Below are 24,689 nucleotides of genomic sequence, written 5' to 3'. Positions count from 1 at the left end.
GAGCAAACCAAATCACCCCCTCACCCCCGCCGCGGCATGCGGAAGGGCAGCATCATCTGCACCACCGGGCTCCGGAAGCGTGCAAGAGACAGGCTCTCGTGGAAGGCATCGGCCTCCCCGTGCTCTGTCTGCATACGCAGCAGCGTGCGTGCATAAAAGGGTGAGTCCTCCAGCAGCGAGACGGCGCGGAAGGGCCGCGCCGAACGCATGTGCCGTGCCATGCGCCAGAATGTTCCCGTCATCTCCTGCCGCGGCGGAACGGCTCTCCCCGTCACCCCTCCGTCAGCAGAAATGTCGATGGCAAACGCTCTGTTCTCCCCGCTTCGGAGGCGGGTGTCATAGACAATTGATGACCCCTCTTTCGTCGCCGCACGGGACCATACCCAGCTCTCGAAACTGTCTTCCAGCGGAACGGATCCCCAATTGGAATCATGGTAGCCGATCCCGCTCCACGAGAGCTTCGGCCGGTCCAACGCCACTTCGATCCGCGAGAAGGGCGCCACCGGGCGCCAGCTGTGCTGACCCTGCGGATCGAGTGCCACATCATGGTGGCAGATTGCGGAGGGCATGAGCCGGACCTGACCCTTGAGCCGGGATGGAAGAGGCACCGTCACCTCATCGATGTCGATGACAAGCGCGCCCTCTTCCCACCGCATTGCACTGGGGCCGATGGCAAGGCGGGTCTCGTTGCGCGAAACAAATCTCTTTCCGCGCTCGGTCATGCTCCAGCGGTGGCCAGCATCGCCATAGAGCGCCACATTGAGGGCGCAGTGATCCTCGGGGTCCGCTCCACCCCTGCGGCGTGCCCTTGCATAGTAGGGCGAGAAAACACTGCCGACGAACCCGATGATCGTGAGTCCATGGCGTCCGTCATCGCTCAGGCCGTCGAGATACCACCAGCGGTAGCCACCGGCTGGAACCGGGGCATCGAAACCCGGCACGCCATCAGGCTTTCCGCGGCCAGAAGCCCTGAGAGTGCTGCCATCGGAACGCCCGGTCCCGGATGCACGCTGCCCCCCGCCAGATAAAGGCCGGGAATTGCCGTCTTGGCTTTCGGCCGATGAAATGATGCCAACCATCCGTGCGAAGCCCTTCCATAAAGTGCGCCCCCTGTTGCGGGAAACAAGTCTCCGAAGCGGGCGGGGTCAGTCATGATCATGCGGTCCTTGTCCCAGTCCAGCGTGAGCCCGCACTGCTCGAGCTTTCGCAGCATCGCAGCTTCAGCGGCCGCATGCGGCTTGGGTGGTCCGTCACCATTGGCGGGAGAATTGACAAGCAGCAGTAGGCGTTCTGGTCCATCCACATCGCCTTCGCGGTCCTGCGCACAGACATAGACGGTGGGTTCTGGCGGATAGCCATCCTTCAACGCCCCGAATTCCTTCGGGTAATCTCCGGAGAAAAACACATTGTGCCGCGACAGCGGAAAACCGGACGTTCGAACCGCCGCTGCCCAGGTGATGGCTGACAGAGACCGCTGTGAAGGCACCACGGGCGCAGCGGCTCGCTTCACATCCGGCCCCAGCAGTCCGGAGGCGACGGCATTCGCGTCGGCATTCACGATGACGGCAGAACATGGAATATGTTCCTCATCGATCCGCACAGCCGCCACACGCCCGCCTTCGACGGCAATCTCTTTCGCCGGAACGCCATAGCGGATGACCACGCCTTTGCGGCGCGCGAGGGTCTCCATGGCAAGCGCCAACTCATGCATGCCGCCCTTGACGGTCCAGACTCCCGCCTGTTCCACATGCGCCACCAACATCAGCGTTGCGGGTGCGAGAAAGGGAGAGGAGCCGCAATAAGTGGCGTAGCGGCCAAACAGCTGCTGCAGCCTGGGGTCTCTGAAGTGGCGTCCAAGCCCTTTCCACATGGTCTCGAAAGGATTGATGCGCGCCATGGCGGCCAGCCCGCCCAGGCCGCTGGAAAGCGCCAGCGATATCGGGTTGGGCCGTTGGCTGCGGATGAAGGGGGTCTCTAGCGTCTGATAAATGCGCCGCGCTTCTGCGCTGAAGGACAGGAATCGCTTGGCCTCCCCGGCCCCCGCAAAGTCGCCGATGGCATCAGCGGAGGCTTGAACATTGGCGTGAAGGTCGAGCCGGTCACGCCCGTTCCAGGCATGGCGCGCAAGAATGGCGAGGGGTTCAAGCGTCACATGGTCCTCGAGCCGCGTACCGGCCGCGGCAAAGATCTGTTCGAAAACCCAGCGCATGGTGAGAACCGTGGGGCCCGCATCGATCAAATGCCCCGCCACATTGAGGCGGCGCATCTTTCCGCCGGGAGTGGACTGGCGTTCCAGCACCAGTACCTCCTCACCGGCGGCGGCAAGCGAGATAGCGGCGGAAAGCCCGCCAATTCCTGCCCCGATGATGATGGTCCGATGCCGTGACATGGCGTGCCGCGCTTGCCTGTTGCAGAGCTCCGGCAACTATGTCAATAATTGTTTACAGTCGCAAGTGACGTTTCCCTTTGACGGCAGGAGAGACCCATGGATATTGGACAGCGCCTCGAACAGGAACTCGAGCAGGCAGTCGGCCACGCGGCTGGGAACGATTGCCCTCCCAAATTGGCGGCAGCTTTGCGCGATGCGGTTTTTCCGGGAGGGGCGCGGATCAGGCCGCGGTTGGTGCTGGCGGTGAGCAACGCGTGTGGCAACAAAAACGCTCCGGCAGCGACCGGAATCGCTACTGCAATTGAGCTGTTGCACTGTGCTTCGCTGGTGCATGACGACTTGCCTTGTTTTGACAATTCGCTATTGCGGCGGGGGAAGCCTTCGGTGCATGCGGCGTTTGGGGAGCGGATTGCGGTGCTGGCGGGTGATGCGCTGATCGTGCTCGGCTTCGAGTGGCTGGCGCTCAAAGCGGGAGAGCGGCTGGCGCCGCTGACGCGGATCCTCGCCTCCTGCGTGGGCGGGCCATCGGGCATTTGCGCCGGCCAGGCATGGGAATGCGAAGAAACAATCGATATCGTGCGCTACCAGCGGGCCAAGACGGGGGCCCTGTTCGCGGCCTGCACCATGGGCGGCGCTGCCGCCTCCGGCTTCGAGCCGATGGCCTGGCAGAAGCTGGGCTTTGCGATCGGCGAGGCTTTCCAGGTGGCGGACGACCTGCGCGATGTTGCAGGCTCACCCGAAAAACTGGGCAAGCCCGTGCATCAGGACGAGACCAACCACGCCCCGAATTTCGTTGCAGAACTGGGCTTTAGCGGCGCCATGGCGCATTTCGAGGAGCTGCTTGAACTGGCCCGCGCGGCAATCCCGCCCTGCCCCGGCGCCGAACCGCTGGGCCGCCAGATCGAGGCGGTGTCACGGAGCCTGGTCACCGGCCTCTCCGCCCGCACCGCCGCCGCCTGACATGGGTCTCGCAGGCCGCGCCGCCGACCAGTGGCTGGCCTTCCGGAACAGGCTGCTGGCCTCCCCCGGCTTTCAAAAATTTGCCGTGGATTTTCCGTTACTTAGGCCGGTAAGCCGGCGCCGGTCGCGGCAGCTGTTCGACCTCCTTGCAGGCTTCACCTATTCGCAGGTGCTCTATGCAACGGTGAAACTCGGGCTGATCGAGATGCTGGAGGCCTCTCCCCTCACGGCCCCAGCCCTTGCGGCGCGAACCGGATGGCCGTTGGAACGCCTGGAACGCCTACTTAAGGCCGCGGTTTCATTGAAGATTCTGGACCGGACCAGTACCGGTAGCTACACCCTCGGCATCCATGGCGCGGCACTCGCCGGAAACCCCTGGATCGCGCGCTTCATCACCCACCATCATTTGCTCTATGACGATCTGTCGGACCCCATGGGGGTTCTCGCTGGAACCAAAAATGACTGCAAACTCAAGGACTTCTGGAGCTACGCCAGCCAGGAGAATGCCGGTGAATACACCGCCCTCATGGCCGGCTCGCAACAGGCCGTGGCTGCAGAAGTTCTGGCCTCCTATGACTTCAGCCGCCACCAGCATGTCATCGACATCGGAGGCTCCAACGGAACCTTCCTCAAGGCAGCCGCCGCCCGTCACCCCAACCTCAGGCTCAGCCTGTTCGACCTTCCTGCGGTGGCTGAGATTGCCCGCACAAACCTTGGAACTCGTTACGGAATCCATGGCGGATCATTCCTGACAGACGCGCTTCCCAGGGGTCCGGACGCCGCCACGCTAATCCGCATCGCGCATGACCATGACGATCCATCCGTCCGCACCCTTTTCACCGCCATCCGCGAGATGCTGCCCCCGGGGGGAACGCTGATTCTGGCCGAACCTCTCTCCGGCATTCCGGCAACGGCGCCGGTGGCCGATGCCTATTTCGGCCTCTACTTCGCCGCGATGGGCCAAGGCCGCACCCGCACTCCGGCGGAAATCTGGGCCCTCGCCAGGGACGCAGGCTTCGCGTCGATCACCCCCATCCGCACCCGCAACCCGGTCGTGACCAGCCTCCTCCGCCTCACCACACCGTAGCGCCGGACGACAAAAACCGGGTGATGTTTGGAGCAAAACGGAGCGTTTTCGGAGCTGTTTGGAACCCTTTTGGGGCGCGTTTCGGAGGCCTTTGAGAGCGAAATTCGGAGGACCTTTTGGGAGGGGCGCGGACGCAGTTTTGGCCCAGCCGGAATGCCCGCAGCACCACCCCGCCGCCCACCCTGCATGACACGAGCACCCTTCGAGGCAAGACGCCTGACGGCGGGCCGGCCAACCCCCGGATATATGTCAATTCAGCCTGCCCAAAATCTGTTCGACGCTATTGACACATAAAAGTGTAAGAGTAAGCTGACAGTCAGGGAGTCTCCGATGGCCACTCAAAGGTCCGGCAGCTTCCGGGGGAGACCGAGCAGATGGAAACGGTCGCAGTCGTTCTCGAACAACCAGGCCAGCTGGGTTTGAGGACGGTGGCATTGCAGGAGCCCAAGGCAGGCGACATCGTCGCCGATGCCGTGTGGAGCGGCATTTCTTCCGGCACCGAGCGGCTTCTGTGGGCGGGGCGGATGCCAAATTTCCCCGGAATGGGCTACCCGCTGGTTCCAGGCTACGAGACGGTCGCGCGGGTGAGCCGCGGCGGCCCTGGCTTTGCCGAGGGCGATCTGGTCTTCGTGCCGGGCGCCAATTGCTACAAGGATGTGAAGGGCCTGTTCGGCGGAGCCGCTGCCCGCATCGTGCTGCCCGCCGCGCGCGCCGTGGCGCTCGAAGGCATCACAGACGAGACCGGCATTCTGATTGCCCTGGCCGCGACGGCGCACCATGCGGTGGCCTCGGCCGGAGCAGAACTTCCGCAGCTGATCGTGGGCCACGGCCTGCTCGGACGGCTGATTGCCCGCGTGACCCTCGCCCTTGGCGGCGAAGCGCCCACCGTCTGGGAAACACAAAGCGCGCGCCGCGACGGTGCGGATGGCTATGCCGTGATCGCGCCTGAAGCCGATGAGCGCCGCGACTATGAAACGATTTGCGATGCAAGCGGTGCCGCGGGCCTTCTGGACATGCTGGTGCCGCGGCTGAAGAAGCGCGGCGAGATCACGCTGGCGGGCTTTTATGAAGAGCCCCTCTCCTTTGCCTTTCCGCCCGCCTTCATGCGCGAGGCGCGGATCCGGATCGCGGCGGAATTCACCAAGGCCGATATGGAGGCCGTGAAGGCGCTGGTGGCGGAACGGCGCCTCAGCCTGTCAGGCCTCATCACCCACCACGCCAAGGCATCGGCCGCCGCTGCGGCCTATGCCCAGGCATTCACCGATCCCAACTGCATCAAAATGGCCCTCGATTGGAGCGCGCTCTCATGAACAGCATCGACCTCAACATCGAGCCGGAAGCCGCGCCCAAGAAAGAAACGCAGATCATCGCCATCTACGGCAAGGGCGGCATTGGCAAGAGCTTCACGCTGGCCAACCTCTCCTACATGATGGCGCAGCAGGGAAAGCGCGTGCTGCTGATCGGCTGTGACCCGAAGAGCGACACGACCTCGCTGCTCTTCGGCGGCAAGGCCTGCCCGACCATCATCGAAACCTCCGCCAAGAAGAAGCTGGCGGGCGAAGAGGTGAAGATCGGTGACGTGTGCTTCAAGCGCGACGGCGTGTTCGCCATGGAGCTGGGCGGACCGGAAGTGGGCCGCGGCTGCGGCGGGCGCGGCATCATCCACGGTTTCGAACTGCTTGAGAAGCTGGGCTTCCATGAGTGGGGCTTCGACTATGTGCTGCTCGACTTTCTGGGCGACGTGGTGTGCGGCGGCTTCGGCCTGCCGATTGCGCGCGACATGTGCCAGAAGGTGATCATCGTCGGCTCCAACGATCTGCAGTCGCTCTATGTGGCGAACAATGTGTGCTCGGCGGTTGAATATTTCCGCAAGCTCGGCGGCAATGTGGGCGTGGCCGGCATCGTCATCAACAAGGATGACGGCACGGGCGAGGCCCATGCCTTCGCCAAGGCCGTGGGCATTCCGGTTCTCTCCTCCATTCCCGCCAATGAAGACATTCGGCGAAAGAGTGCGAATTACGAAATCATCGGCAGGCCGGAAAGCGAATGGGGCTCCCTCTTCGCGGAGCTTGCCGCGAATGTGGGCGAAGCCCCGCCGATGCGCCCAACACCCCTGGACCAGGACGGCCTGCTCGGCCTGTTCTCCGGAGACACGGTAGGCCGCAATGTGGTGCTGGACCCCGCAAGCCTTGAAGACATGTGCGGCGGCACCCTGGTGGTGAAGCCTTCCCTCGAAGTCATTTACGACGCGGTGTAAGGGCAATGGCAACCTTGATCGACAGGACAGGAACAGTGACGGCGAAGGCCACGGCCGAAGCCGCCGGCCCGTCCTGCCACGGTGGCAAGGAAGAACTGACCAAAGCCGCACAGGCTGCCGGCAAGAGCGAAGTGCTGGAGCGCTATGCCCGTGACTATCAGCTGGGGCCCCACGACCAGCCGCAAAGCATGTGCCCGGCCTTCGGATCCCTGCGCGTTGGCCTTCGCATGCGGCGCACAGCAACGGTTCTCTCAGGCTCTGCCTGCTGCGTTTATGGCCTGACCTTCACCTCGCATTTCTATGGCGCCAGGCGGAGCGTGGGCTATGTGCCGTTCAATTCCGAAACGCTGGTGACGGGAAAGCTCTTCGAGGACATTCGCGAAGCGGTGTTCAAGCTGGCGGACCCTGCGGATTATGACACCATCGTCATCACCAATCTCTGCGTTCCAACCGCATCCGGCGTGCCGCTGCAGCTTCTGCCGAAGGAGATCAACGGCGTTCGCATCATCGGCATTGATGTGCCGGGCTTTGGTGTGCCCACCCATGCGGAAGCCAAGGACGTTCTTTCCGCCGCGATGCTGAAATATGCCGCGGACGAAATCCGCCAGGGCCCGGTTGCAGCACCCCGCACCGCGCGCGGCGCCCTTCCCACGGTGACCCTGCTGGGCGAAATGTTCCCTGCTGATCCCGTCGGCATCGGCCGCATGCTGGAGCCGATGGGCCTGGCAGCAGGCCCGGTGGTTCCGGTGCGCGAATGGCGCGAATTGTTCTCGGCCTTTGATTGCGCGGCCGTGGCGGCGATCCACCCCTTCTATACAGCCTCGATCCGTGAATTCGAAACGGCAGGGCGCGCGGTTGTGGGCTCCGCCCCTGTGGGCCATGACGGAACGGCGGACTGGCTGGCGTCGATTGGCGAGGCCTGCAATGTTCCGCCCGCCCGGATCGCCGCTGCGCAGAACGCCATTCTTCCCGCGATTTCGGCTGCATTGGCCGCCAAGCCCATCAAGGGCCGCATTACGGTTTCGGGTTACGAAGGCTCGGAATTGCTGGTGGCAAGGCTGCTGATCGAAAGCGGCGCCGAGGTGCCTTACGTTGGCACCGCCTGCCCGCGCACGCGCTGGTCCGATGCCGACCGCGCCTGGCTCGAATCGCGCGGCGTGACGGTTCAGTTCCGCGCCTCGCTGGAACAGGACATTGCGGCGATGATGGACGCAAAGCCGGATCTCGCCATCGGCACGACGCCGGTTGTGCAGAAGGCGAAGTCGCTCTCCATTCCGTCCCTCTATTTCACCAATCTGATTTCGGCGCGGCCGCTGATGGGCCCTGCCGGCGCGGGGTCCCTGGCGCAGGTCATCAATGCGGCACTGGCCAACCAGCACCGCTTCGGCGTGATGCGGGATTTCTTCGAAGGCGTCGGCGAAGGCCACGCCGCGGGCGTGTGGGAAGAGACCCCCGTGGACCGCCCGGAGTTCCGCAAGAAATACGCCGGCATGCTGGCCGCACGCGCCAAGGCCGAAGAGGCGGTGGGGACATGAGGAACCGCTTGCACTCGGGGACAGAGCCCCTCGCCGCGCAGGAGGCTTTCCCATGCTGATCCTCGATCATGACCGCGCGGGCGGATACTGGGGCTCCGTCTATGTCTTCACCGCCATCAAGGGCCTGCAGGTCATCATCGATGGGCCGGTGGGCTGCGAGAATCTGCCCGTCACCTCCGTGCTGCATTACACCGATGCGCTGCCGCCGCATGAACTGCCGATTGTGGTGACGGGCCTGTCCGAAGCTGAACTGGGCCAGCATGGCACCGAAGGCGCAATGCGCCGGGCGCACAAGACGCTGGACCCCTCCATGCCGAGCGTCGTGGTGACGGGATCCATTGCCGAGATGATCGGCGGCGGCGTGACGCCGCAGGGCACGGGCATTCAGCGCTTTCTGCCGCGCACCATTGACGAGGACCAGTGGCAATCCGCCGACCGCGCCATGTTCTGGCTGTGGAGCGAATTCGGCTCCAAGAAGAAGCTGATCCCCGCGCAGAAGCCGCGCAAAGAGGGCGAGCGCCCGCGCGTCAACATCATCGGGCCCATCTACGGCACCTTCAACACCTGGTCTGACCTTGCTGAAATCCGCCGCCTTGTTGAAGGGATCGGCGCCGAGATCAACATGTGCTTCCCGCTCGGCAGCCATCTGGCAGATGTGCCGAAGCTGGTGAACGCGGATGCGAACATCTGCATGTACCGCGAGTTCGGCCGCAAGCTGTGCGAGGCATTGGACAGGCCTTATCTGCAGGCGCCGATCGGGCTTCATTCAACGACGAAATTCCTGCGCAGCCTGGGGCAGATCCTGGGGCTTGACCCCGAACCCTTCATCGAGCGCGAGAAGCACACCACGATCAAGCCGCTGTGGGATCTGTGGCGCTCGGTCACGCAGGACTTCTTCGGTACCGCCAGCTTCGGCGTCGTCGCCAGCGAGACTTATGCGCGGGGCCTTGAACATTTCCTCGGCGAAGAGATGGGGCTTCCCTGCAATTTCGCGGTGTCACGCAAGGCGGGCGAGAAGACCGACAATGCCGCAATCCGTACACTGATCAAGGAGCGCACGCCTTTGATCCTGTTCGGCAGCTACAATGAGCGCATGTATCTGGCGGAAGCCGGCGGCCGGGCCATGTATATCCCCGCTTCCTTCCCTGGCGCCATCATTCGCCGCCACACGGGCACGCCCTTCATGGGCTATGCCGGTGCCACCTATCTCATCCAGGAAGTGTGCAACGCGCTGTTCGATGCGCTGTTCAACATCCTGCCGCTGGCAACCGACATGGACAAGGTTGAGGCAACGCCGGCAAGGCGCGAGCAGGAGCTGGTGTGGGACGCCGCGGCCCAGGCCGCCCTCGACGGCATCATGGAAGGCCTTCCCGTTCTGGTGCGCATTTCCGCTGCAAAGCGCCTGCGCGACGGGGCCGAGGCGCGCGCCCGCATGGCGCAGTCTTCAAGCGTCGGCGAGGCCGATGTTCGTTCCGCAATCAAGGAGCTCGCGTGATGAAGCGTCTCCATACACAAATCTACACTGACTTCGGGAGGATGCCAGAATGTCGATGATCAATGCCGCACGCCACCATGATGAAGGGAAGCTCGAATTCAGTTTCCTGATGTGGCTCGCCTTCGCCGTGTTTCTGGTGGCGATCACCATCACCCGTCTTGTGCCACGCAGCCTGCGCCCGCGCGTGGGCGGGCATGATGACGGCAAATCGATTTTCGCGGCCGCCAAGGCCGCAACCTACAACTCGATTCCCTTCGCCTTCATGTGAAGCGAAGGACTTCGAATTCGCGCCGCTTTTCGGAGCGGGGCGAAGGCCTCAGGCTCTTAATCCAGCCTCAGGCGCCGGGCCGCGCGGGTATTCAGCGGTAACAGGCCCCTTAACCCGGGCCTTTAGACGGAGGTCAGTGAAATGGCCGACAACAATGGGTCAAGCTCCTCGGGGCTGACCGAAGCCGAAGCCAAGGAATTCCATGGCATCTTCGTTACGAGCTTCATTGCCTTCACGGTGGTGGCGATTGTCGCCCACTTCCTCGCCTGGCAATGGCGCCCGTGGCTGCCCGGACCCAATGGCTATGAAACCACCGATCTGAGCCCGGTTCTGCACCAGCTCACATCGCTGTTCACATAAGGAGGATTGAATATGTGGCGCATATGGCTGTTGTTCGATCCCCGCAGGACTTTGGTGGCGCTGTTCACCTTCCTGTTCGTTCTCGCTCTCGTCATCCACTTCATCCTGCTCTCCACCGACCGGTTCAACTGGCTCGAAGGCAGCAGCATGAAGAAGGCGGCAAGCGTGGATGTGACCGTCAGCGAGATGATCGGCTGAGGCCGGTCATTCCGCAACACTCGTGGACGGAACGTGCCTCATCTCACGTTCCGTCCGCGGACAGAGCTTCGACCAAAGATACGATATGACAATGCCGGCCCATGCCGGAACGGAGTAACCGCAATGGCAATGCTGAGTTTCGAAAAGAAGTACCGCGTCCGCGGCGGAACGCTGATCGGCGGTGATCTGTTCGATTTCTGGGTGGGTCCCTTCTATGTGGGCTTCTTCGGCGTGCTCACCATTTTCTTCTCCGCAATCGGCACGGCGCTGATCGTCTATGGCGCGGCCATCGGGCCCACATGGAACCTCTGGCAGATCAACATCGCCCCCCCCGACCTGAGCTATGGCCTGGCGCTGGCGCCCTTGAAGCAGGGCGGGCTCTGGCAGGTGATCACCATCTGCGCCACGGCTGCCTTCACCACCTGGGCGCTGCGCGAAGTGGAAATCTGCCGCAAGCTGGGGATCGGCTATCACGTGCCGGTGGCCTTCGGCTTCGCGATCTTCGCCTATGTCTCGCTCGAGATCATCAGGCCGTTCCTGCTGGGTGCCTGGGGCCATGGATTCCCCTATGGCATCATCAGCCATTTGGATTGGGTGTCGAACGTCGGCTACCAGTATCTCCACTTCCATTACAATCCGGCGCATATGATTGCCGTCACGCTGTTCTTCACCACAGCGCTTGCCCTTTCCATGCACGGGGGCCTCGTGCTCTCCGCCACCAACCCTCAGAAGGGCGAGGCGGTGAAGACGGCCGAGCATGAGAACAGCTTCTTCCGGGATCACATCGGCTATTCGATCGGAACCCTCGGCATTCACCGTCTGGGCCTCTACCTCGCCTGCGGTGCCGCCTTCTTCAGCGCCGTCTGCATCATCATCAGCGGCCCGTTCTGGACCAGGGGCTGGCCGGAATGGTGGACATGGTGGCTCGATCTGCCGATCTGGTCGTGAGCGGGAGGACATATCATCATGATTGAATATCAAAACCTCTTCACCCGCGTGCAAGTCCATGGGCCCGCCGATTTGGGCGTGCCGATGAAGCCCGGCAATTGGCCGCGCGAAAAGGGCATCACCACCAACTGGCTGCTGGGCACCATCGGCGATGCGCAGATCGGACCCCTCTATCTGGGCTTCCTCGGCATCGCCTCGCTGATCTGCGGCTTCATCGCCATTGAGATCATCGGCCTCAACATGCTGGCGTCGGTGAACTGGAACCCGATCCAGTTCGTGCGGCAGCTGTTCTGGCTGGGCCTGGAGCCGCCGGCGGAGAAATATGGCCTGCGGCTTGCCCCGCTGAACGAGGGCGGCTGGTGGCAGATGGCGGGCTTCTTCCTGACCACATCGATCCTCCTGTGGTGGCTCAGGACCTACAGGCGGGCCCGCGCGCTTGGAATGGGCACGCATGTGGCCTGGGCCTTTGCGGCAGCAATCTGGCTATACCTGGTGCTGGGCTTCATCCGCCCGCTGCTCCTCGGCAATTTCTCGGAAGCCGTGCCCTTCGGCATCTTCCCGCATCTCGACTGGACGGCGGCCTTCTCGATCCGCTACGGGAACCTGTTCTACAACCCCTTCCACATGCTTTCGATTGCCTTCCTCTATGGCTCAGCGCTGCTGTTTGCCATGCATGGCGCGACCATCCTCGCGGTCTCCAGATTGGGCGGCGAACGCGAGATCGAGCAGATCATCGATCGCGGCACAGCGTCTGAACGCGCTGCACTGTTCTGGCGCTGGACCATGGGCTTCAACGCCACCATGGAGTCGATCCACCGCTGGGCGTGGTGGATGGCGGTGCTGTGCCCGCTGGTCGGCGGCATCGGCATCCTGCTCACCGGCACCGTTGTGGACAACTGGTACCTGTGGGGCGTCAAGCATGGCGTGGCGCCGATCTATCCCTTCGACCTGACGGCGCCGGTGCTCGACCCCACCGCCACCGCCCCGTCGCAATAGGAGCGTGACATGAAGCTTTCCGCCACGACCCTCACCGCCTCGCTCCTCGTCACCGTCGTTGCGGTGATGCTGCTGATCCCCATGATGCTGCAGTGGGAACGCCCGCCCATGGTCTCCACCCAGGAGGGCTACCGCGGCTTGGGCATGGAGCAGATCACCAACCCGCGCCTTGCGGCCAAGCTCAAGGCACAAACCGTGCTGCCCGTGCCGGACGACCCCGTTCCCAATGACGGCGTGCTGGTGAAGGACGACAAGGAGAACTACAAGAACGTGCAGGTGCTGGGCGACCTCGACACTGCGCAATTCGTGCGGCTGATGAGCGCCATCACCACCTGGGTGGCCCCGCAGGAAGGCGACAACGCCGGCTGCGCCTATTGCCACAATCTCGAGAACATGGCGTCCGACGAGGTCTACACCAAAGTCGTCGCGCGCCGCATGATCCAGATGACGCGCGCCATAAACACGCAATACCAGCCGCATGTGCAGGCAACAGGTGTGACCTGCTACACCTGCCACCGCGGGCAGCCGGTGCCCGCCAATGTGTGGTCACTGAACCCTGGGCCCAAACAGGCGGGTGGCTTCGCCGCAAGCCGCCAGGGCCAGAACCTGGCCTCGGCCTCGGTTGGTTATACGTCGCTTCCCTATGATCCCTTCCCGCTGCTCGACCAGGGTCAGCGGATCCGCGTGGTGGCCACCACCGCCCTTCCCGGCGGCACTGGCGCCTCGATCAAGGATACGGAGCGGACCTATGGGCTGATGATGACCATGTCCAAGGCCTTGGGCGTCAACTGCGTGTTCTGCCACAACTCGCGGCAGTTCGCGAATCGGGAGCAGAGCCGCCCGCAGCGCGTGACCGCCTGGCATGGCATCCAGATGGTGGGAGACATCAACCACACCTACATCGGTTCTCTCGCCAATGTCTTCCCGCCCAACCGCAAGGGACCCGAGGGCGACGTGCTGAAGGCAAACTGCGCCACCTGCCACCAGGGCGTGAACAAGCCGCTCTACGGCTTCAGCATGGCCAAGGATTACCCCGAACTCTCGGTGCCCAACCCCGCGCCATAGGCACCGAATCCCGAGATCTTGTTGTTGATGAAATGACGAGAAACCTGCGTGCAGGTCCCGCACGAGACTGAAGTCTAAAATCTGGAGGTACAAGCTAGATGTCAGACGATCCCAACAGGGTGTGGCCCACCGGCCTCACCATCAAGGAATCAGAAGAGCTGCACAAGCACGTCATTGACGGGGCGCGGGTGTTCTTCGTGATCGCTTTAGGCGCGCATTTCCTCGCCTATATCTTTTCGCCCTGGCTGCACTAGGAGGCTCATGACATGAACCAAGGTAGAATCTGGTGTGTCGTGAACCCGACTGTTGGCCTGCCGCTGCTGATCGGCAGCGTGGCAGTCACCTCTCTCGTGGTGCATGCCTCGGTGATGACCCACACCACCTGGATGTCGAACTACTGGCAGGGTGACGCGGCCAAGACCGCGGCCGCTGACACGCTCTCATCCCCGGTGGCATCGAACGTCGTCAAGACGGGCGATGGCTATGTGATCACCGTGAAGGTCGCCCCGGACACGGCGACAAAGCTGTCCTCGCTCGAGGATGGCGCGGCGTCCAGCACGCTCGACGGCGCAGCAGTGGCTGCGAAGTAGATGAGCTGGTCGTCCCTGCAGGACGGGCGTTTCGTGGCGCAGGCCATGGCCCCGCATTTGCAATCCGGACGGCAACAAAATCGCGGGAGGGGACCGGGGCGGTGCTTCCATTCTCCTCTCGCACAATTTCTGGAGCGCGGCAGAACTCCGGCACCTGGCCCTTCTTCCCCCTCTTCCCACACATGTGGGGGAGAGGGGGAAGTGGCGGCTACTCCTAGAGCCCACATATGAACCCCTTGAGCCAGCGCATGATGCGGGCCTGGGCGGGGCTTGGGACGAAATACCTGCCCTTTGCCGATGCCGCCAGCGATGATGTGCCGCTGGAGCGGCTGTTGCGGCTTTCGCTGTTTCAGGTGAGTGCCGGCATGACGCTGGTGCTGCTGGTGGGCACGCTGAACCGGGTGATGATCGTGGAGCTGGGCGTTCCCGCCTCGCTGGTGGCGGTGATGCTGTCCGTGCCCCTGATCTTCGCGCCATTCCGCGCACTCATTGGTTTCAAGTCCGATACGCACCGCTCTGCACTGGGCTGGAAGCGGGTGCCCTTCATCTATAAGGGAACGCTGGTGCAATTCGGCGGGCTGGCGCTGATGCCCTTCGCCCTTCTCGTTCTCGCCCGCCAGGGCCACGCGGCGGAGACGCCGCCCATCGTGGGGGAAGTGGCCGCAGGGATCGCCTTCCTGCTGGTGGGGGCCGGGCTTCACATCAACCAGACCGTTGGGCTGGCGCTGGCAACCGACCTGACGCCCCCTGAGAAGCAGCCCAATGTGGTGGGCCTCATGTATGTGATGCTGCTCTTCGGCTCCATCGTCAGTGCACTGATTTTCGGGGCGCTGCTCGTCAATTTCTCCTCCGGCCGGCTGGTTCAGGTGATCCAGGGTGCAGCCGTTGCAACCGTGGTGCTGAACGGCATTGCCGTGTGGAAGCAGGAAGCGCGCGGGCGGAAGAAGCCCGCCCACGCAAGCGAACCCGACCCGACATTTCAGGAGTCCTGGGCCTGCTTCATCGCAGGCGACAGGGCGATTGCCCGGCTTCTTGCCGTGGGCCTGGGCACACTCGCCTTCAGCATGCAGGATGTGATGCTGGAGCCCTATGGCGGCCAGATTTTGGGGCTTGCCGTGTCCCGCACCACGCTGCTGACGGCGGCCATGGCGGGAGGCGGCCTCGTGGGCTTCAGCCTCGCATCTTACGTGCTGAGCCGCGGCTTCGAGCCTTTCCGCATGGCCGCGATTGGCGCCATGGTGGGGGTTCCGGCCTTTCTGATGATCATCGCCGCCGCTCCGCTGGCCTCCCCCCTTCTGTTCGGCTTCGGCACACTGCTGATCGGCTTTGGCGCGGGGCTGTTTGGGCACGGCACATTGACCGCCACAATGGCGCAGGCCCCGGCGGAGCAGCGGGGGCTTGCCCTTGGCGCCTGGGGCGCGGTGCAGGCGACAGCTGCCGGCGTGGGCGTGGCGCTGGGGGGAATCATACGCGACGGCGTCTCCTCGCTTGACGGCGGCAGCGCGCTGTTGCCCTATCTGACCGTTTATGGCCTCGAGGTGCTGCTGCTCGCTGCGGCCATCGTGACCATGACCAAGCTCATCCGCAGCCCTCTGGCCGCGGCAGACCATCCAGCTGCTCACATCCGGTGAGCGCAGGCTGAAACCAAACAAGGGAGTTGCCATGAGCCACGAAATCACCCGCCTCTATGCCAGCGCCGAGACAGCCCATGCTGCCGTGGAGGAATTGCACGAGGAAGGTTTCCGCGAAATCTATACGGTGAACCCGCCTGCCGCTGAAGGCGTGCCGCTGTCCGCCATTGCCGCGCAGATCGCGGAAGGCAATGTGCTGCTGGCCGATGCGCGGATCTATGCCGCGGGCGTCGCCGCAGGCAAGAGCCTCGTCACCGTTCACGCCGATTTCGGCAAGGGAAAGCTCGCCACCAATATTCTGGAAGCGCACGGGCCCGCCGCCTCCGGCATGCCGGAACCAGAACCGGTGAAGCTGTGGGACGAAGCGGCACCTCTCTCAAGCGCACTGATGATCCCCGTGTTGCTCAATGACCCTGACCCGGTTTCGAAGGTGATGGGTATTCCGCCGCTGGTCTCCGACGACTGGAGCCTGTCGGGCGCGCTCGGCCTGCGGCTGCTCAACAATCAGGAGATGCCCGAGGGGCGATGGGGGTTCAAGTTCCTGTCGAACAATCCCACGCCATTGTCTTCGCTGCTTGGGCTTCCGGTGCTGATCAAGACATATCGCGGAGACCGGTAAGGGCGGCAATATTCCCGTCTGCCGTCGCGATGCGAGAAGGTGGCGCGAAGCGACGGATGAGGTCCGCTTTGCGCATCGGGACTCGTTGAGAGAGGCCCTCATCCGCCCTTCGGGCACCTTCTCCCATTGCTTCGCAACAGGAGAAGGGAATGGCCTTGGTAACCCAATGCGCTAGAGCAGCGGGGCCGCGCGCAGGGCTGCCAGATCCTTTGAACCTGTGGCGAGGCAGGTGATGCGGAGTGCGGTGGCGTAGGCTTCGACATGGGCGATGACGGCGTCAGTGCCTGCCATCGCTGCAGGGAGGAGGGCCGCGGCCTGGGCGGTGAGGGTGGCGCCGAGGCGCAGGGCCTTGGCGGCGTCCAGACCGTGGCGGATGCCGCCGGAGGCGATGAGCGGCAGGCCCGGGCAGGCGGTGCTGACATCAAGAAGGGCGCGCGGGGTGGGAATGCCCCAGTCCCGGAAGATCTCGCCCAGATCCTGACCGGCGGGGCTCCCGGCGCGGTGGCCCTCAACGGCGGCCCAGCTGGTGCCCCCTGCACCTGCCACATCGATTGCGGCAACACCGCAGGAGAGCAGCCGGCGGGCCACATCGGCCGAGATCCCTGCCCCCACCTCCTTCACAATGATGGGCACGCCCAGATGCCGCGCGAGATGGGCGATGGCGGCTTCGACACCGGACCAGTTGACGTCTCCCCCCGGCTGCAGCGCCTCCTGGAGCGGGTTGAGGTGGAGGATGAGCGCATCGGCTTCCAGCTGGGCAACGGCGCGCCTTGCCTCATCGAGCCCCATGCCATTCACCAGCTGGATGGCACCGAGATTGCCATAGATCGGGACCGAAGGTGCGATGCGGCGAAGCTCCAGACCAAGGCCAGAGCGATCATCCGTGGTGAGGGATATCCGCTGCGAGCCCACACCCATGGCAAAGCCAAGCTGTTCGGCGGCTTCAGCAATGGAGCGGTTGATCCGTTCGGAGACATCGGGGCCGCCCGTCATCGACGAGGCGAGGAAGGGAAGGCGCAGGGCTTTGCCCAGAAACACCGTCGAGAGATCGACCCCCGCGTAGTCCACCTCCGGCAGGGCGTTATGAGAGAAGTGGATAGCGTCAAAGCCGGCGGGTGCGCTGTGGCGCGCCACGCCGGCCATGACGATATCGATATGGTCGCGCTTGCGGCGCTCAATCTCGCTCATGCGATGGAACGCCCAAGCGGGTCATGTGCCGTGGCGATCAGGGATGGGCCTTCAGATAGGCGATGACATTGGCCACGTCATCCGGCTTCTTCAGGCCCGCAAAGGCCATCTTGGTGCCGGGCACATAGGCCTTGGGGTTGGGAAGATAGGCGGTGAGGTTTTCTTCCGTCCAGACCAGGCCTTCAGCGCCCTTGGCCAGCATGGCCGCGGAATACTTGTAATCCGGCACGGAAGCCGCCTTGCGCCCCACGATGCCCTTGAGCGTGGGGCCGACCTTGTTGACGCCCTTTTCGTTTTCGTGACAGGCCTTGCACTGGTTGAAGACCTTCTGGCCGGCCGCGGCATCACCTTCCGCATGGGCGGGAACGGTGAACAGGACCGCCGAAGCGATGGCGGCGAAAATGGCTTTCTGGATCATCGGGTTTTCCTCACGTCTCGTCTGGTTGCACTATTCAGATGAAGACAGGCCGGCGGCCTGCCTCGTAGCGAACATTCTTAGGGCCACATCCGCAGCGTGCGCAAGGAGGCCCCCGAACAGATAGATTGCGACAAAGAGCCATCCCGTTTGCTGCAAGGCCGCCCGGAGCGCCAGCACCAGCGCCGCCCCTGCCAGGCTGTTGGCCACAAAGGACAGAAGCGACGTCACATCTCCCTTGCGCCAGAACCAGAACGCGCCCGCTGCCGTCTCAAGGGCGATCAGCACCAGGATCAGGTTCGCGATGCGGCCACTCAGGATGAACTCTACCATAACGCTTCACCCGAAGGGCTTGTTCATTTGCACGATGCGATAATTGAGGAAGGAGGCCGTGGAGACCCAGAGGAGATAGGGCACGATCAGAAGCCCCGCCAATGCCGATTGGCCGCCGAGCACCAGAATCAGCACCACGATCGACAGCCAGAGAAGCGCCACCTCGACGAGCGCCCAGTCCGGGCGGCGGAGCCTGAAGAAAATGGCGCTCCACGCAATGTTGAGGACGGCATTGACCAGAAGGGCAATGACGATCACGGCCCGTGCGCCGGTTTCCTCCGCCGCCTCCCAGGCCAGGGCCGTGGCGATGACGGTGAGCACGAAGATCGTGGTCCACACCGGGCCGAAGGCCCAGTCCGGCGGCTTCCAGGACGGCTTCCTCAGGCCTTGATACCAGGGGCCGATTTCGGTCAGCACGGCGCCGGCAATGGCAACGGCGACCGCAACGGCAGCAGCGCAGCCGAGCGGCCAGAGAAACGACGGAGTCCACATCATGTGGGGCGGACGATACCAAGAAGATGCGCCATGTCCTTCACGAAAATGCGCAGGTGCGCCATGGGGCTTTTGCGGGACAGCTTCTTCTCCGTGTAGGATTCCCAGGTGAGGCGCTGCACATCCTCATCCGCGCACATTTTGACGAAGCTTTCGCGGCGCTTGTCGCTCGAATACCAGAAATGCTGCATGATCCCCAGAACGAAGAACACCGTGCCGTGTTCCTTCATGAATCGCTTGCGGGCGCTTTTGAGCTGGCGCGCGTCGCCCGTGCGCAGGAAGGCCATGGCGGCATCGGCCGCAAGCCTGCCGCCCAGCATGGCGTAATAGATGCCCTCGCCCGAGGCCGGCGCCACCACGCCCGCGGCATCGCCCGCCAGAACCACGTCCCGGCCATTGTCCCAGCGCTTGAGGGGTTTGAGCGGAATGGGTGCGCCTTCACGGCGGATCGTCTTGCCGTCAAGACCGGCCTCGCGGCGGAGATCGGCCACCGCCCCTTTGAGGGAAAAGCCCTTGTTGGCGCTTCCCGTTCCCACACTCACCGTGTGGCCGTGGGGGAAGACCCAGGCATAGAAATCGGGAGACAGCGTTCCCCGATAATAGACGTCGCAGCGTTCGGCGCCGAAATGGGCGGAAGGGTTCTCCGGGCTCTCGATGATCTCGTGATAGGCGAAGACGTAAGGCATCTTTTCCGAGCCGCGCACGCTGTCGCGCGCCACTTTCGAGAGGGCGCCATCAGCACCGATCACGCAGCGGGCGCGGATCGTGGCGGGGGTGCCGTCCTTCTCGCGGTAGTGGACGATTGCCGTTCCCTCGCCATCCCGGGTAAGGCCTTCGTATGTGCCGGTGCGGCGCTCAGCTCCTGCTTCGGCCGCGCGCACCCGCAGCCACTCGTCGAAGGGGCCGCGGTCCACCATGCCGACATAGGAGTTGGGGATCGGCATATCGACCTTGCGGTCCGACGGCGACACGATCTGCGCCGCATAGACGCGGGCCACCAGCATCTCCGAGGGAATGTCAAAGTCCCGCACGCAGCGCGGTGGAATGGCCCCGCCGCAGGGCTTGATGCGCCCGGCCCTGTCAAGGAGTGCCACATGGAACCCGGCGCGCGCCGCATCATGCGCGGCGGTTGAGCCCGATGGGCCGCCGCCCACCACCACGAGATCGAAGGTCATGTTGTTCAGCATTGAAATCAGCCTCCGCTTGCCTGGTGGCGCGCCGCGAGGACCAGCGGATTGGACCGCGCCCCGAAGCCGTCACCCTTGCCCACTGCCGCGGCAAGGCCTGCCGCCGCCAGAAAACACACTGCCTCGACGCCGAACACCGTGGCATAGGCCATGACGGGGGAGCCGAGGATCAGCCGTGAAAGATCCGCAAGCGCTGTGCCCGCAAAGCCGCCGATGCCGAAGGCAATCGCCTGCGAGGCGCCGAACAGCCCCATGCGCACGCCCTCGCGCGCGGTGCCGTTGCTGGCCATCGAGAACATGGAGCCGATCGCCGCCACGGCGAAGACGCCATTGCTGAAGCCCAGCGCAAACACCGAGGGCTTCAGCGGCCACCCCGGCCCCACGCGCGCTGCAAGAACCAGCCCCACCAGCGCCAGCGCGGAGAACAGGCATCCCGCCACCGTCCAGCTTCTGAGCGACAGGAGAGTGGGCCTGAAGGTGGAGGCGAGCCCCACCAGCACCATGCCCAGCAGCACGCCCGCATTCTGGACGCCTGAAAGCTTGGTCGTCTCCCCCGGCGTCAGGCCGAAGACCAGGCCTGCGAAGGGCTCGAGGATCAGGTCCTGCGCGCTGTAGGCCAGCATGGAGACGAAAATGAAGATCGCGAAGCGCCGCGCCGTCCTGTCCGCCCAGACCTCGGCAATCGCCTCCCGGAAGGGGACCTTGTCCTTCACCGGCAGCGGCTTCGTGTGCGTAGGATTATGTTCAAGGCCGCGGACGGCAATCAGCGTCAGCAGGAAGGCCGCGGCACAGATGCAGCCGGCAACGGCGAGAAGCCGCGTGGTCGAGAACGGGTCCAGGAAATGCCCGGCGAGCCCTGCTGTTACCACGAAACCGGCGATCATCATGATCCACACGATGGTGGCCGCCGCAGCCCGGCGCCCCTCTTCCACCTGGGACGAGAGCAGCACGAGAAGCGACGTGCCAGCCGCGCCAACGCCGCCGCCGATCAAGGTGAAGGACGCAATGGCCGCCAACATGCCCAGCGCCATGTTCTCAGCCATCAGGTGAACCGAGAGCGCCGCCCCGAAGCCGCCAAGCGCGAGAACGCCCATGCCGGCGATGATCCACGGCGTGCGCCGCCCGCCCTTGTCTGAGCCATGGCCCCAGCTGGGCCTGAGCACCTGCAGCGCATAATGCCAGGTGACGAGCAACCCAGGCACCATGGCGGGAAGTGCGAGCTCCACGATCATCACGCGGTTGATGGTTGACGTGGTCAGCACCACGATGGCGCCGAGGGAGGCCTGAACCAGGCCGAAGCGCGCGATGCCCAGCCACGACGTCATGCCAGCCCCCGCAAGGCGAAGGCGCTGATCATCATGCCCGACACAAAAAGCGGAACACCGAAGCCCGAATACCACAGCGCACGCTGGACGGGATCGCCAAGAAACCGCCGCATCATGACGAGCTGCACCAGAAGCAGCGCCAGCACCGCGGCGGCATGGAACGGCCGGCCCCAGGAGAAGAGCAGCGCGATCACCACCACCTGCGGCAACGCCATCACCGCCGCGGCCACGCGTGCCGCCCCGTGCACGCCAAGCTGAACGGGAAGCGAGCGCACGCCCATCCTGGTGTCACCTTCGATGGCCTTGAAATCATTAAGCGTCATGATGCCATGGGCGCCCAGCGAATAGAGCAGCGCGAGCACAAGGATGGGCCACCCCGGCACGGCGGCCAGCAGCACGGCCGCACCGGTGAACCACGGCAGCCCCTCGTAGCAGAGGCCGACGGCCGCATTGCCCCACCAGCCATTGGCCTTGAAGCGCAAAGGTGGTGCCGAATAGCCCCAGGCCATGGCCATGCCGAAGCAGGCGGCCCAGAACACCACCGGCCCCAGCGCGAGCGCCACAGCCAGCGACACCGCGGTCCAGATGATGGCAATATAGAGCCCCCAGCGCCCGGGAATGCGCCCTGAGGGAATCGGCCGGTTCGGCTCATTGATGGCATCCACATGCCGGTCGAACCAGTCATTCACTGCCTGACTGGTGCCACACACCAGAGGCCCCGACAGCGCCACGCCGGCCAGGACCAGGCCCCAGTGACCGGTGATCGCCACGCCGGAAGAGACAGCCCCACAGGCAAACGCCCACATGGGCGGAAACCAGGTGACCGGCTTCAGCAACTGAAGCACAGCGCCAGCTGCTGGCAAAGACGATGCGGGCCGGGTGGAGGCTAGGTTCGCCATGGGCAGAAAGGTAACGTTGACAGTTTGTGTTGTCAATCAAGATTGACACAACAAGAGGATGGCGACGGAGAATGTGGGAGCTGACTCTCCCTCACCTACCCCAACTGCGTTGGGGCCCTTCCTCTCCCGCCTTGCGGGAGAGGACGATGGGTTTGAATGCGGGAGAGGGACGGGCAGGAAAAGGAGCGGCGATCAGGCCCCGTCTGGAGGCTCGCTCTTGTCTTCGATACCGAAGCGGTGGAGTTTGACGTAGAGGCTCTGGCGGGAGAGGCCCAGCATGTCTGCGGCGTTGGCGCGGTTGTTTTCGCTGAGCTGGAGGGCGGCTTCGATGCAGAGGCGTTCGATGATGTCGGTGGCTTCGCGCACCAGATCCTTCAGGGGCACTTTGCCGACGAGCTTGGTCATCTCATCAACCGAGCGGAGAAGGCCGCGGCTGCCGGTTTCGGGCTCCTGGGAGCGGCGGTTCATGCGGCGAATCGAGAAGCCGAAGCAGGTGGGGGCGCCCGTGGGTGAGGCGACGCCCGAGATTTCGACGTCTTCCACCGTGCCGAACTGGCCACGCAGCACCGTCTGGAACTGGCGGACGGAACCGTTTTCCGCAAGGCTGTTGAAGAGAACCGAGATATCGACGCCGACACGGCCGAGCCAGCGCTCGATCGGCTCGCCCCGCGCCTGCTCTTCGCTGCCGAGCTGGGCATTGTCCAGGAAGGCGGCGTTGGCGGAGAGAATCTTGTGGTCCGTATCGGTGACGACGAAGGCTTCCGGCAGGTCCCGCACGGCATTCACGAGAGCGGCCTGGCCCTTGGAGACGACGATGCCGCTGGCACCCGTGGTCATCGGTTGCAGGCGCATCAGATAATAGGTGGCGTTTTCCTGGCGGAAGATGGTGGCGCTGAGCACGGCCTGCTGCTGGCGCTCCTCGAGCGTAAGCGCCACTTCATCGGCACGGCCGGTGGCACGAAGGGCGGTCATCACCTCCTCCACACGCGCGGCATCGGCCCCGTCGAACATGGTGGAGAATTGCGCGCCGGTGAGGCGCTTCAGGGGCTTGTTGACAAGATTGGCCGCGGCCGAATTGGCCTCCGCTATGCGGCCCGTGCGCGCATCAACCACCAGAATCGCTTCGGAGGACACCTGCATCAGCAGGCGGTAGCGGGTTTCGGCGTGGCGGAGCCTGGCATATTCCTGCTCGATCGACTGCTCGGCTGCGAGCAGCTTCTGCTGAATGGCGGCGGTGCTGCGCATGTCGCGCCCCAAGGCCACGAACTGGCCGCTGCTGCCGGCTTTCAGCACGCAATAGCGCATGGGGATATCCGCCCCATCCGCCCGTTGATGGTTGATCTGGCGCCAGCGCGGCGGCAGGCCCATCGAGGCTTCCTGCAGCATCTGCTCGATCTTGGGCCGGCTTTCGATGGTGGAGACATCCGTCCAGGCCTTGCCGGGCCAGGCGGCGAAGAGTTCCGCCGGGAGATCGGGGCCGGTGTAGAGGCGTTCCCCCACCGTGCCGTCCGAATTGATGACGAGGGCCAGGTCTGCCGCGGCGGACAAGAGCAATGCGGAATCACCTGCGCCAAGCTGCCCGAGCAGGCCAGCGCGTGACGCTTCCCTGTCCTTGGGTTGGGTAGACACGCTTCTGAGCGTCACGACCTTATCCTTAACTGACGGATCCGAACCGTCATTCTACTTCTGCCAGCCCATACCAGTTTTCCGCCTGGACAACGGCCTCGCGGGCATCATGCACGACTGCATCAACGTCAAGCCCGAGTGTGGCGGCGGTATGTCCAGTAAACAAGACACCGCCAACTGCGATTCGGACCTCACGGTTCCGCGAATACGTTCTCACACAACGGATAGCTGACCGCAGGGCCGGAAGCAAGCGGTCGGAGGTGAGCGAAATGCCTACAAAATCGTAATAATCCGCCGAAACGAGGTTGCGGATATCGTCCTCCCGCGAGCGCAGCGTCGCGTTTACTTTCCATCCCGCACGCAGAAGATGTTCTTCCACCAGCCTGACACCGAAACTGTGTTGTTCGCCTGGCACCGGGAAAAGCAGGGCCTGGCCCTTGAGACCGGCGCCACTGACGGGCGGCAGCCGGAATTGCCGGACATGCTGCTGCAGCCGGGCGAGGCCCGCCGTCACTTCGACGAAATCCCGCCGGTCCTCGCACCAGTGCTCGCCCATCAGCCGGGCGGAGGGGGCGAGGAGATCCATCATCACGGTTTCGGCGGAAAGTCCGCCCGCCAGCAGCTCATCCATGAGTGCGGCTGCATCGGCCTCCTGGCCATTGAGAATGTGGCTGGTGAAGGCGTCAACCAGGGATTCAGTGACGGCTGGAAGCCGGAAGGGGGACGCATCATTCATGGCGCCACCTGTGAAGAGGGGGTGGAGGCGAAACCGGCAACAGAGGCCGTCACCTCCCATCCGGAGGATGGAAGACGGAAACTCAGCTCG

General features: G+C 64.0%; 27 protein-coding genes. 16 read left to right on the top strand and 11 right to left on the bottom strand.

Annotated features, from left to right (window positions below; translation table 11 throughout):
• Positions 1-20: 20 nt before the first annotated feature.
• Together ACO06F_RS20815 and crtD are read right to left on the bottom strand one after the other, a co-directional pair.
• Positions 21-941 (bottom strand): carotenoid 1,2-hydratase, encoded by a 921-nt coding sequence (locus ACO06F_RS20815; RefSeq protein WP_421694614.1) that lies wholly within the window; start codon positions 939-941, stop codon positions 21-23.
• Positions 878-2,389 carry a 1-hydroxycarotenoid 3,4-desaturase CrtD gene (gene crtD / locus ACO06F_RS20810; protein WP_421694613.1) on the bottom strand — a complete coding sequence of 504 codons (1,512 nt, stop codon included), beginning with the start codon at positions 2,387-2,389 and terminating at the stop codon, positions 878-880. Before crtD ends, ACO06F_RS20815 begins: the two co-directional genes overlap by 64 nt.
• 96 nt (positions 2,390-2,485) lie before the next feature.
• Between crtD and ACO06F_RS20805 the strand changes: the two genes are divergently transcribed.
• From ACO06F_RS20805 to ACO06F_RS20730, 16 genes are all read left to right on the top strand, one after another.
• Positions 2,486-3,349 (top strand): polyprenyl synthetase family protein, encoded by an 864-nt coding sequence (locus tag ACO06F_RS20805; RefSeq protein WP_421694612.1) that lies wholly within the window; start codon positions 2,486-2,488, stop codon positions 3,347-3,349.
• A 1-nt stretch (position 3,350) separates the two neighbouring features.
• A complete protein-coding gene (locus tag ACO06F_RS20800) occupies positions 3,351-4,436 on the top strand; it encodes a methyltransferase (protein WP_421694611.1) in 1,086 nt (361 codons plus the stop codon).
• A 374-nt stretch (positions 4,437-4,810) separates the two neighbouring features.
• Complete coding sequence (gene bchC / locus ACO06F_RS20795) at positions 4,811-5,746, top strand: chlorophyll synthesis pathway protein BchC (protein WP_421694610.1); 936 nt, start codon at positions 4,811-4,813, stop codon at positions 5,744-5,746.
• Positions 5,743-6,693: a chlorophyllide a reductase iron protein subunit X gene (locus tag ACO06F_RS20790; RefSeq protein WP_421694609.1), complete on the top strand. Its 951-nt coding sequence runs from the start codon at positions 5,743-5,745 to the stop codon at positions 6,691-6,693. Before bchC ends, ACO06F_RS20790 begins: the two co-directional genes overlap by 4 nt.
• A 5-nt stretch (positions 6,694-6,698) precedes the next feature.
• Complete coding sequence (bchY, locus tag ACO06F_RS20785; RefSeq protein WP_421694608.1) at positions 6,699-8,228, top strand: chlorophyllide a reductase subunit Y; 1,530 nt, start codon at positions 6,699-6,701, stop codon at positions 8,226-8,228.
• Positions 8,229-8,280: 52 nt separating this feature from the next.
• Positions 8,281-9,723 (top strand): chlorophyllide a reductase subunit Z, encoded by a 1,443-nt coding sequence (gene bchZ / locus ACO06F_RS20780; RefSeq protein ID WP_421694607.1) that lies wholly within the window; start codon positions 8,281-8,283, stop codon positions 9,721-9,723.
• A gap of 49 nt (positions 9,724-9,772) precedes the next feature.
• Positions 9,773-9,991 (top strand): hypothetical protein, encoded by a 219-nt coding sequence (locus ACO06F_RS20775; protein WP_421694606.1) that lies wholly within the window; start codon positions 9,773-9,775, stop codon positions 9,989-9,991.
• Positions 9,992-10,132: 141 nt separating this feature from the next.
• Complete coding sequence (gene pufB / locus ACO06F_RS20770) at positions 10,133-10,351, top strand: light-harvesting antenna LH1, beta subunit (protein WP_421694605.1); 219 nt, start codon at positions 10,133-10,135, stop codon at positions 10,349-10,351.
• A gap of 12 nt (positions 10,352-10,363) precedes the next feature.
• A complete protein-coding gene (gene pufA, locus ACO06F_RS20765) occupies positions 10,364-10,549 on the top strand; it encodes a light-harvesting antenna LH1, alpha subunit (RefSeq protein ID WP_421694604.1) in 186 nt (61 codons plus the stop codon).
• 123 nt (positions 10,550-10,672) lie between these two features.
• Positions 10,673-11,497, top strand: a complete 825-nt coding sequence (gene pufL, locus ACO06F_RS20760) for a photosynthetic reaction center subunit L (protein ID WP_421694603.1) — start codon at positions 10,673-10,675, stop codon at positions 11,495-11,497.
• 18 nt (positions 11,498-11,515) lie between these two features.
• On the top strand, positions 11,516-12,493 hold the full coding sequence (pufM, locus tag ACO06F_RS20755) for a photosynthetic reaction center subunit M (RefSeq protein ID WP_421694602.1): 978 nt from the start codon (positions 11,516-11,518) through the stop codon (positions 12,491-12,493).
• A gap of 9 nt (positions 12,494-12,502) precedes the next feature.
• Positions 12,503-13,558, top strand: a complete 1,056-nt coding sequence (pufC, locus tag ACO06F_RS20750) for a photosynthetic reaction center cytochrome PufC (protein ID WP_421694601.1) — start codon at positions 12,503-12,505, stop codon at positions 13,556-13,558.
• Between the two features lie 98 nt (positions 13,559-13,656).
• Positions 13,657-13,812 (top strand): light-harvesting antenna LH1, beta subunit, encoded by a 156-nt coding sequence (gene pufB / locus ACO06F_RS20745; RefSeq protein ID WP_421694600.1) that lies wholly within the window; start codon positions 13,657-13,659, stop codon positions 13,810-13,812.
• 12 nt (positions 13,813-13,824) lie between these two features.
• On the top strand, positions 13,825-14,148 hold the full coding sequence (locus ACO06F_RS20740; protein WP_421694599.1) for a light-harvesting protein: 324 nt from the start codon (positions 13,825-13,827) through the stop codon (positions 14,146-14,148).
• A 227-nt stretch (positions 14,149-14,375) separates the two neighbouring features.
• Positions 14,376-15,779, top strand: a complete 1,404-nt coding sequence (locus ACO06F_RS20735) for a PucC family protein (RefSeq protein ID WP_421694598.1) — start codon at positions 14,376-14,378, stop codon at positions 15,777-15,779.
• A 31-nt stretch (positions 15,780-15,810) separates the two neighbouring features.
• Positions 15,811-16,398, top strand: a complete 588-nt coding sequence (locus tag ACO06F_RS20730; protein ID WP_421694597.1) for a hypothetical protein — start codon at positions 15,811-15,813, stop codon at positions 16,396-16,398.
• A gap of 171 nt (positions 16,399-16,569) precedes the next feature.
• On the opposite strand, the gene fni is transcribed toward ACO06F_RS20730, so the two are convergent.
• The 9 genes from fni to ACO06F_RS20685 form a co-directional block, all read right to left on the bottom strand.
• The gene (fni, locus tag ACO06F_RS20725; RefSeq protein ID WP_421694596.1) at positions 16,570-17,586 is read right to left on the bottom strand and encodes a type 2 isopentenyl-diphosphate Delta-isomerase; all 1,017 of its coding nucleotides are present in this window, start codon (positions 17,584-17,586) and stop codon (positions 16,570-16,572) included.
• A gap of 37 nt (positions 17,587-17,623) precedes the next feature.
• Positions 17,624-18,004: a c-type cytochrome gene (locus tag ACO06F_RS20720; protein WP_421694595.1), complete on the bottom strand. Its 381-nt coding sequence runs from the start codon at positions 18,002-18,004 to the stop codon at positions 17,624-17,626.
• A 30-nt stretch (positions 18,005-18,034) separates the two neighbouring features.
• Positions 18,035-18,334: a hypothetical protein gene (locus ACO06F_RS20715; RefSeq protein ID WP_421694594.1), complete on the bottom strand. Its 300-nt coding sequence runs from the start codon at positions 18,332-18,334 to the stop codon at positions 18,035-18,037.
• Between the two features lie 6 nt (positions 18,335-18,340).
• Entirely contained in the window at positions 18,341-18,829 is a 489-nt protein-coding gene (locus tag ACO06F_RS20710) for a TspO/MBR family protein (protein ID WP_421694593.1), read from the bottom strand.
• On the bottom strand, positions 18,826-20,013 hold the full coding sequence (locus ACO06F_RS20705; RefSeq protein WP_421694592.1) for a geranylgeranyl diphosphate reductase: 1,188 nt from the start codon (positions 20,011-20,013) through the stop codon (positions 18,826-18,828). Before ACO06F_RS20705 ends, ACO06F_RS20710 begins: the two co-directional genes overlap by 4 nt.
• A 5-nt stretch (positions 20,014-20,018) precedes the next feature.
• Positions 20,019-21,338 carry a BCD family MFS transporter gene (locus ACO06F_RS20700; protein WP_421694591.1) on the bottom strand — a complete coding sequence of 440 codons (1,320 nt, stop codon included), beginning with the start codon at positions 21,336-21,338 and terminating at the stop codon, positions 20,019-20,021.
• Positions 21,335-22,237, bottom strand: coding sequence for a chlorophyll synthase ChlG (chlG, locus tag ACO06F_RS20695; RefSeq protein WP_421694590.1), 903 nt, complete (start codon positions 22,235-22,237; stop codon positions 21,335-21,337). The genes ACO06F_RS20700 and chlG overlap by 4 nt, the downstream gene beginning before the upstream one ends.
• Before the next feature lie 192 nt (positions 22,238-22,429).
• Entirely contained in the window at positions 22,430-23,881 is a 1,452-nt protein-coding gene (gene ppsR / locus ACO06F_RS20690) for a transcriptional regulator PpsR (protein ID WP_421694589.1), read from the bottom strand.
• Between the two features lie 31 nt (positions 23,882-23,912).
• Positions 23,913-24,599, bottom strand: a complete 687-nt coding sequence (locus ACO06F_RS20685) for a cobalamin B12-binding domain-containing protein (RefSeq protein WP_421694588.1) — start codon at positions 24,597-24,599, stop codon at positions 23,913-23,915.
• Positions 24,600-24,689 lie beyond the last annotated feature (90 nt).

Source organism: Aestuariivirga sp., assembly GCF_965227715.1.
In the GTDB taxonomy this organism is placed as follows: domain Bacteria; phylum Pseudomonadota; class Alphaproteobacteria; order Rhizobiales; family Aestuariivirgaceae; genus Aestuariivirga.
The sequence above is the reverse complement of the archived record's forward strand: the minus strand, read 5'-3'. Positions and strand labels throughout refer to the sequence as shown.